This is a genomic window from Allosphingosinicella sp. (genome assembly GCF_036570505.1).
Taxonomy (GTDB): domain Bacteria; phylum Pseudomonadota; class Alphaproteobacteria; order Sphingomonadales; family Sphingomonadaceae; genus Allosphingosinicella.
On record NZ_DATCYB010000017.1, the window covers coordinates 1 to 6,219 of the forward strand.

The following is a 6,219-nucleotide window of genomic DNA, read 5'->3' on the forward strand; positions in this document are numbered from 1 at the left end:
ACGTCGATCACCATGTACCAGGGATCGAAGCAGCTGCTCGACTATTCGAGCACCAAGGGCGCCATCACCGCCTTCACGCGCTCCTTGTCCGAAAATCTGATCGAGGACGGCATTCGCGTGAACGCGGTCGCGCCCGGGCCAATCTGGACGCCGCTCAACCCGTTCGGCGGCTCCACACCCGAGAAGATGAAGAATTTCGGGGAGAACACGCCGATGGGGCGGCCGGGCCAGCCCAACGAAGTAGCGCCGAGCTTCCTGTTCCTGGCCTGCGAGGATGCGAGCTATATGTCGGGCCAGGTGCTCCATCCCAATGGCGGCACGGTGGTCGGCGGCTAACGGCTCGCGCAATAACCAAATATGTTATAGGCTCGCGCCGCAACAGTGGGAGGGGCGTTCCGTGCTGCGGATTGTAGGCAGTATCGTCGCGGGCGCGCTGACCGCCTTTGTCCTCGTCTGGGGGATCGAGTTGATCGGCCATCTGATTTTCCCGCTGCCCGAGGATCTCGATCTTAGAAATCCCGAGGTCGCGGATCAGGCGCTTGGATCCATTCCCCTGCCCGCCAAGCTGATCGTCGTCTTCGCCTGGTTCACGGGGGCGCTGGGCGGCGGCTATGTGGCGAGCCGCATCAGGGGACGTTGGTGGTCGCCGTGGCTTATCGCCTCGCTGGTCGCCTTGGCGGCGATCGTCACGATCATGATGATTCCGCATCCGGTCTGGATGCAGATCGCCGCCGTCGTCGCGCCGCTACTGGGCGGACTCGCGGCGACCCATCTCGCGGGCAGCCGGCCCAGGGAGAAGACGCATGCGGACGTATAGCAGCTTCGCCGAATTCTGGCCCTTCTACCTGCGGGAGCATTCGAAGCCGCGCACGCGCGCCTTCCATTATGCTGGGACAACGTTGGTCGTGCTGCTGGCGCTCGCCGCGGTGCTGACCGGAAAGTCGTGGCTGCTGATCGCGATGCCGGTGGCGGGCTACGGCTTCGCCTGGGCGAGCCACGCCGCGATCGAGCGCAACCGGCCGGCGACGTTCACCTATCCGCTCTGGTCCCTGCGCGCGGATTTCAAAATGTGGTGGCTGTGGCTCATCGGCAGGATCGGCGCGGAGCTGACGGCAGCCGGCATAGCCCACGCTCCGGAGCGTGAGGAGAGGCTGTGAACCTCACAGCCAGCGCCGGGCAGGCTGTCGAGGGCCTGGTTCGCAAGTTGCGCGCGCGCGATGTTCTATCGAGACAAGAAGAAGAGGCGCTCGCCTCCTCGGTCGGCGAGGTAAAGGAGGTCGGCCCCGGCAGGATCCTTGTTCGCGAAGGCGTCTCGCTCAGCGAGTGCAACCTTCTCGTCGAAGGCATGGTCTGCCGCTACAAGGAGCTTAATGACGGGCAGCGGCAGATATTGGAGCTGCACCTGTCCGGCGACTTCGTCGACCTGCACAGCTTTCCCCTGAAGCGCCTGGAACACAATATCGGATCGCTGACTCCGGTGCGGATCGCGATCATTCCCCACGAGCGGCTGAAACGGATTACGGAAGAGCATCCGCATCTGGCGCGCATGCTCTGGTTCTCGACCCTGCTCGATGCCGCCATCAACCGCGAATGGATATTGTCGATCGGTCGGAGGTCGGCGCTCGCCAGGGTGGCGCACCTCCTCTCGGAGTTACACGTACGCATGGGCATCATCGGGCTCGTCCACGACCGCCGCTATCCCCTGCCGCTGACGCAGACCGACCTCGCCGACGCGACCGGCCTCACCGCCGTCCATGTCAACCGGATGCTGAAGAAGCTTCGCGACGAGGCGCTCGTCACCTTCCGGAACGGCGAGGTGACGATCCACGATTGGGACGGGCTGCAGGGTCTGGCCGAGTTCGATCCGACCTATCTCTATCTGGAGCGGCGGCCGCGCTGAAGCGCTAGAGATTCCGGACCTTGAACCCGCCGCGCTCCACCAGCCGCTCGGCGACGATCGTTCGGTGGCAACCGGCGGCATCCGCCTCATAGCAAAGGAGCGCAACGCTCCGTCGGTCGACCTCGTCGAGCGCCTGCTCCATCGCCAACGCCGCTTCCGGCGTCGCCAGCTGCTCTTCATAGATGGCGCGCATCTCGGCAATGCGACCCTTGCGAGCGGCCTCGCGTCCGGCCTTGGGCGTGCCGAGAGAGCGAAGGTGCAGGTAGTCGATGCCCCGGTCACGAAGGCCGGCGGCGAGCACGGTCTTGGAAAAGCCCAGCCGCCTCGACGCCGCCACCGCGCGCACGTCGATCACCAGTTCGACCCTCGCGGCTTCGAGAGCCTCCATGAATTCGGCAACCGTTCTGCCTTCATAGCCGATCGTCGAGAGCGGAGGTTTCGCCATCGAAGAGCGCTATAGCATCATCTTCACGCCGCCGCGCTGCGATCAATCGAAGATTTCCTCGAGAAAGCTCTTCTTGCGCTTGCGATAGGGCTGGTCATAGCCCGATCCATAGCCGCCGCCGAAGCCGGGCCGGGGCGCGTGGCCCTGAGGGGGTGGATCGGCCGCGCGAGGGGGCGCATTGGACACAGCGCTCTTCTCGATGATCTTGTCGAGCTCGCCGCGATCGAGCCAGACGCCGCGGCAGGCGGGGCAATAATCAATCTCGATATTCTGCCGCTCGCTCATCACCAGTGGCGTACGGTCGACAGGGCACAGCATGGGTTCGGCCATTCGGAGGCTCCTTTCCTTTCCGCCAAGCTAGGGGGGCGGCCGCGAACTCGCAAGCAGGCGGACACTGCCGCCCGCTCTGTCCGGGAACGAACAGTCCGGTTTGCCGCGACTTCCTGCTCGCGCCAACATCTGGCGAATATTCCTGAACATTGGTTCATACTTGTGGGCTATTTGGTCGATTTACACGGAAATTTGGCTGGCAGTCGCTGAAATCGCGAATTGGCACGCTCCATGCAATTCCCCTGGCATGACCCGGATGGTCCGGATCAGCTTCAGGGAGACAGACAATGACCTACGCCAATCTCAACCGATATGCCGCTTCGTTCATCGGCGCGCTCTTGACCGCCACTCTCTTCGTCACCGCGGCGGTCGGCCCGATCGGTCAGTTCATCTGACCGATCGGTCCTCCGGCACAAGAACAGGAATGTTTCACATGAACAGCCGCTACATGCTCGACAAAGGCAATGCCGCACTGATGGGCGTCTGCTCCGGCTTCGCCAAATGGATGGACGTCGACCCGCTTCTCGTCCGCGTGACCTTGGTCCTCGTCACGTGTTTCCTGGGGCCGGTGACGATCCTGGCCTATCTCGCCACCGCCCTCATCGCCAACAATGGCTGAGCCCGGCGGGAGGCGAGCGATGAAGAGGAGCGCCATCGAAGTTCTTCTCTACCGCCTCCAGATGCTGCTGGCGCGGGCGGAGGCGCCGACGCGTTGCGGCAGCGCCAAAAGCATTTCGGCACACTCCAGCGACCTTTGGCGCTGAACCTTTCCTTCTCCACCGACGGCACTCGCGTAACGGAACCGATACGGACCTACGGGAATTGAGCCCCGAAAGGCCCGGCGCCCTTCGCCGAAGCCGAACGAGAAGGACGACACATGAAGATCTGGCTCGACGCGCTTCTGGGAAGCGGCCTGCTCGCGCTCGCGGCGTGCGGCGGACAGGGCGACGATGCGCTTGGCGACAACGTCGCCGATGCCGCCGAAGTCGAGGCCGATATGCTCGAGGAGCAGGCCGACAATGCGGTCAGCGAAGGCCAGGAAGAGCGGCTTGAGGATCAGGCCGATGTCGTCCGTGAAGCCGGCGAGGAAAAGGAAGAGGCGATCGACGACGCCGATGTGATCGTCAACAATCAGTAGCTCGCTCCTCAGATCGGCAGGCCGAGCTGGGGCATCGCCGCTTCCTCCAGAGGCTTGAGGCCCGACAGGGTAAGTCCGAGAAGGCGGATGCCCCTCTCGACCGGCAGCAGCCCGTGGAGCAGGTGCCGGCCGATGGCGAGAAACTCGGCCTCGTCCTGGATCGCGCCGCTCGTCGAATGTGCGCGGGTGACGATCCGGAAGTCCTGGAACTTGACCTTCAGCGTGACCGTGCGGCCGCTGACCTCGGCCCGTTCCACCCGCGCCCAGGCATAGCCCGCGATGCGCGCGAGCTCGGCCGATAGGTCGGCTGCCTCGACCAGATCGGTGTCGAAGGTGCGCTCGGCGCCGACCGACTTGTAGGGCCGGTCGGCCCGGACCGGGCGATCGTCCTCGCCGCGCGCCGCGCGATGATAATAGCCCCCCGACCGCCCGAAATGCGCCTCCAGCCAGGCGAGGCTCTGCGCGCGAAGGTCGGCGCCCGTCTCGATGCCGAGCCGCGCCATCCTGGCCGCGGTCACCGGACCGACGCCATGGAAGCGCTTGACCGGGAGGGCGGCGACGAAGGCGAGACCCTGGCGCGGCGTGACGACGCAGAGGCCGTCCGGCTTGTTCTGGTCGCTGGCGAGCTTGGCGAGGAATTTGTTGTAGGAAACCCCGGCCGAGGCGGTGAGGCCGGTCTCGGAGCGAATGCGGGCCCGGATCTGTTCGGCTATGGTGGTGGCGATGCCGATGCCGCGCAGATCCTCGGTCACGTCGAGATACGCTTCGTCCAGCGACAGCGGCTCGATATGCGGCGTGTAGTCGGCGAAGATGGCGCGGATCTGGCGCGACACCTCGCGGTAGACGTCGAAACGCGGCTTGACGAAGACGAGGTCGGGACAGCGGCGCATAGCCGTTACCGACGGCATGGCGGAGTGGACGCCATAGGCTCGCGCCTCATAGCTCGCGGCCGCGACGACGCCCCGGTGCATGCCGCCGACAGCCACCGGCCTACCCCTCAGATGGGGATTGTCGCGCTGCTCGACCGACGCATAGAAGGCGTCCATATCGACATGGATGATCTTGCGGACCCGCGCCGGCTCGCCTGCATCGTTCACGCCCTGTTCTTAGCCGGTGGCGCGCCCACGCGAAAGGTCTCAGAAGTCGATGTTGATGCCAATGGCAGCGATACGATCGCGCTCCGGTCGCGTGTCGCGCACCGGATCGATGCGGCGGAGAGCCGGAGCCTTGTGCGACATGCGGTTGACCTCGATGAGACCGACGCCGACTTTCACGCGGGGCGACATCGCCCAGCCTCCTACCAGAACGTTGCGAAAAACGGCGGAGCCGTCCTGCTGGATGATCGGCGTGCTGTCGATGCGAACGCCGGAGCCGACACCTCCGAGAGGCAGATAGGGGCTCCTGGCATCGACCGTCCCGCCGATGGATGGACCGGAGGCGATCCTGAATTCGCTGCGGCCGTCGGCCGGTCCCTGCGCCTCGGCGGGCGCTTTAAAGACGAGCGGCAGTACAAGCGCCGCAGCCATGTGGCGCTTCTTCATGCTCAACTCTTCAGATCCCTGTTTCTCTTTCCCTCTATAGCGCGGGAAAGAAGTAGAAGTTCCCGTAGCGAAACGAGAAATTGCCGTACCGCTGCTGCCGCCGACAGTCCCAAAATGGGCCTGCCCCGGCCGCGCATGCCGGATGGCATGGCCTCCGGCGTCCGGCTTCTGTAGAGATGGACCATTATGGCCAAGAGCAAACGGGACGGGCTGCTGATCGCGGGTGGGGGCCTGGCGGGAAGCCTCGCCGCGCTCGCCATGGCCCGTGCCCGGCCCGACGTGCCGATCCTGCTGGTTGAGGAAGGAGAAGCGTTCGGCGGCCAGCATACGCTGTCCTTTTTCGAGAGCGACATAGACGAGGCCGACCGCTGGCTGGCGGAACCGCTGATCGGGCCGCGCTGGCCTGGCTATTACCTCGCCTTTCCGGACCGGACCCGCAAGGTGAAGACCGAGCTTGCCGCCATCCCGCCTATCAATATCGACAAGGCGGTGCGGGAGGCGCTTCGGCCGGATCAGTATCGGCTCGGCGCCCGCATCGTCGCGGTGCGGGACAACGAGCTCATCCTGCAGGGCGGGGAGAAGATCCGGGCCGACGGCGCCCTCAACGCGCGCGGTGCTGCGAACCTGTCGATGCTGGAACTCGGATGGCAGAAATTTCTGGGCCGCGAATATCGCTTGAAGCAGCCGCACGGCCTCGACCGTCCGCTGCTGGTCGACGCCAGCGGTGGTGCCGCCCATGGTGCCCATTTCACGCGCTGCCTGCCACTCTCCGAGGACCGGATACTGATCGAGGACGTCCAGCTATCGGAGCTGTCCGGACTCGACGCCGACGAGGCCGGCAAGCGGATCGACGCCTATCTCGCCC

The 6,219-nt window shown here is 65.1% G+C and carries 12 protein-coding genes; 8 read left to right on the forward strand and 4 right to left on the reverse strand.

The window, feature by feature from the left end; all coding sequences use genetic code 11:
• From VIR62_RS01360 to VIR62_RS01375, 4 genes are all read left to right on the forward strand, one after another.
• Nucleotides 1-336 (forward strand): SDR family oxidoreductase (locus VIR62_RS01360; RefSeq protein ID WP_431868039.1); only part of this gene is annotated, 336 nt, incomplete at its 5' end.
• Between the two features lie 61 nt (nucleotides 337-397).
• Entirely contained in the window at nucleotides 398-817 is a 420-nt protein-coding gene (locus VIR62_RS01365) for a hypothetical protein (RefSeq protein ID WP_431868041.1), read from the forward strand.
• Nucleotides 804-1,157 (forward strand): Mpo1-like protein, encoded by a 354-nt coding sequence (locus VIR62_RS01370; protein ID WP_431868042.1) that lies wholly within the window; start codon nucleotides 804-806, stop codon nucleotides 1,155-1,157. Before VIR62_RS01365 ends, VIR62_RS01370 begins: the two co-directional genes overlap by 14 nt.
• On the forward strand, nucleotides 1,154-1,900 hold the full coding sequence (locus VIR62_RS01375; RefSeq protein ID WP_431868043.1) for a Crp/Fnr family transcriptional regulator: 747 nt from the start codon (nucleotides 1,154-1,156) through the stop codon (nucleotides 1,898-1,900). The genes VIR62_RS01370 and VIR62_RS01375 overlap by 4 nt, the downstream gene beginning before the upstream one ends.
• A 4-nt stretch (nucleotides 1,901-1,904) precedes the next feature.
• Here the strand turns inward: VIR62_RS01375 and VIR62_RS01380 are convergent, their stop codons facing one another.
• Nucleotides 1,905-2,345, reverse strand: coding sequence for a DUF488 family protein (locus VIR62_RS01380; protein WP_431868045.1), 441 nt, complete (start codon nucleotides 2,343-2,345; stop codon nucleotides 1,905-1,907).
• Nucleotides 2,346-2,387: 42 nt separating this feature from the next.
• Nucleotides 2,388-2,675: a zf-TFIIB domain-containing protein gene (locus tag VIR62_RS01385; protein ID WP_431868047.1), complete on the reverse strand. Its 288-nt coding sequence runs from the start codon at nucleotides 2,673-2,675 to the stop codon at nucleotides 2,388-2,390.
• A 424-nt stretch (nucleotides 2,676-3,099) separates the two neighbouring features.
• On the opposite strand from VIR62_RS01385, the gene VIR62_RS01390 reads away from it, so the two are divergent.
• The 3 genes from VIR62_RS01390 (at nucleotide 3,100) to VIR62_RS01400 (ending at nucleotide 3,813) form a co-directional block, all read left to right on the forward strand.
• Nucleotides 3,100-3,294, forward strand: coding sequence for a PspC domain-containing protein (locus VIR62_RS01390; protein WP_431868049.1), 195 nt, complete (start codon nucleotides 3,100-3,102; stop codon nucleotides 3,292-3,294).
• A gap of 19 nt (nucleotides 3,295-3,313) precedes the next feature.
• The gene (locus VIR62_RS01395; protein ID WP_431868051.1) at nucleotides 3,314-3,439 is read left to right on the forward strand and encodes a hypothetical protein; all 126 of its coding nucleotides are present in this window, start codon (nucleotides 3,314-3,316) and stop codon (nucleotides 3,437-3,439) included.
• Between the two features lie 113 nt (nucleotides 3,440-3,552).
• Nucleotides 3,553-3,813 (forward strand): hypothetical protein, encoded by a 261-nt coding sequence (locus VIR62_RS01400; protein WP_431868053.1) that lies wholly within the window; start codon nucleotides 3,553-3,555, stop codon nucleotides 3,811-3,813.
• Nucleotides 3,814-3,821: 8 nt separating this feature from the next.
• Here the strand turns inward: VIR62_RS01400 and dinB are convergent, their stop codons facing one another.
• Together dinB and VIR62_RS01410 are read right to left on the reverse strand one after the other, a co-directional pair.
• Nucleotides 3,822-4,910, reverse strand: coding sequence for a DNA polymerase IV (gene dinB, locus VIR62_RS01405; RefSeq protein ID WP_431868055.1), 1,089 nt, complete (start codon nucleotides 4,908-4,910; stop codon nucleotides 3,822-3,824).
• 39 nt (nucleotides 4,911-4,949) lie between these two features.
• A complete protein-coding gene (locus VIR62_RS01410) occupies nucleotides 4,950-5,354 on the reverse strand; it encodes a hypothetical protein (protein WP_431868057.1) in 405 nt (134 codons plus the stop codon).
• A 186-nt stretch (nucleotides 5,355-5,540) separates the two neighbouring features.
• On the opposite strand from VIR62_RS01410, the gene VIR62_RS01415 reads away from it, so the two are divergent.
• On the forward strand, nucleotides 5,541-6,219 hold a 679-nt coding region (locus VIR62_RS01415; protein ID WP_431868059.1), incomplete at its 3' end, for a lycopene cyclase family protein.

Bases quoted from the DNA above. Each gene is read 5' to 3' on its own strand.
- VIR62_RS01370 (WP_431868042.1), top strand. From the start codon at position 804: ATGCGGACGTATAGCAGCTTCGCCGAATTCTGGCCCTTCTACCTGCGG.
- VIR62_RS01380 (WP_431868045.1), bottom strand. From the start codon at position 2,345: ATGGCGAAACCTCCGCTCTCGACGATCGGCTATGAAGGCAGAACGGTT.
- VIR62_RS01400 (WP_431868053.1), top strand. From the start codon at position 3,553: ATGAAGATCTGGCTCGACGCGCTTCTGGGAAGCGGCCTGCTCGCGCTC.
- VIR62_RS01410 (WP_431868057.1), bottom strand. From the start codon at position 5,354: ATGAAGAAGCGCCACATGGCTGCGGCGCTTGTACTGCCGCTCGTCTTT.
- VIR62_RS01390 (WP_431868049.1), top strand. From the start codon at position 3,100: ATGTTTCACATGAACAGCCGCTACATGCTCGACAAAGGCAATGCCGCA.
- VIR62_RS01385 (WP_431868047.1), bottom strand. From the start codon at position 2,675: ATGGCCGAACCCATGCTGTGCCCTGTCGACCGTACGCCACTGGTGATG.
- VIR62_RS01395 (WP_431868051.1), top strand. From the start codon at position 3,314: ATGAAGAGGAGCGCCATCGAAGTTCTTCTCTACCGCCTCCAGATGCTG.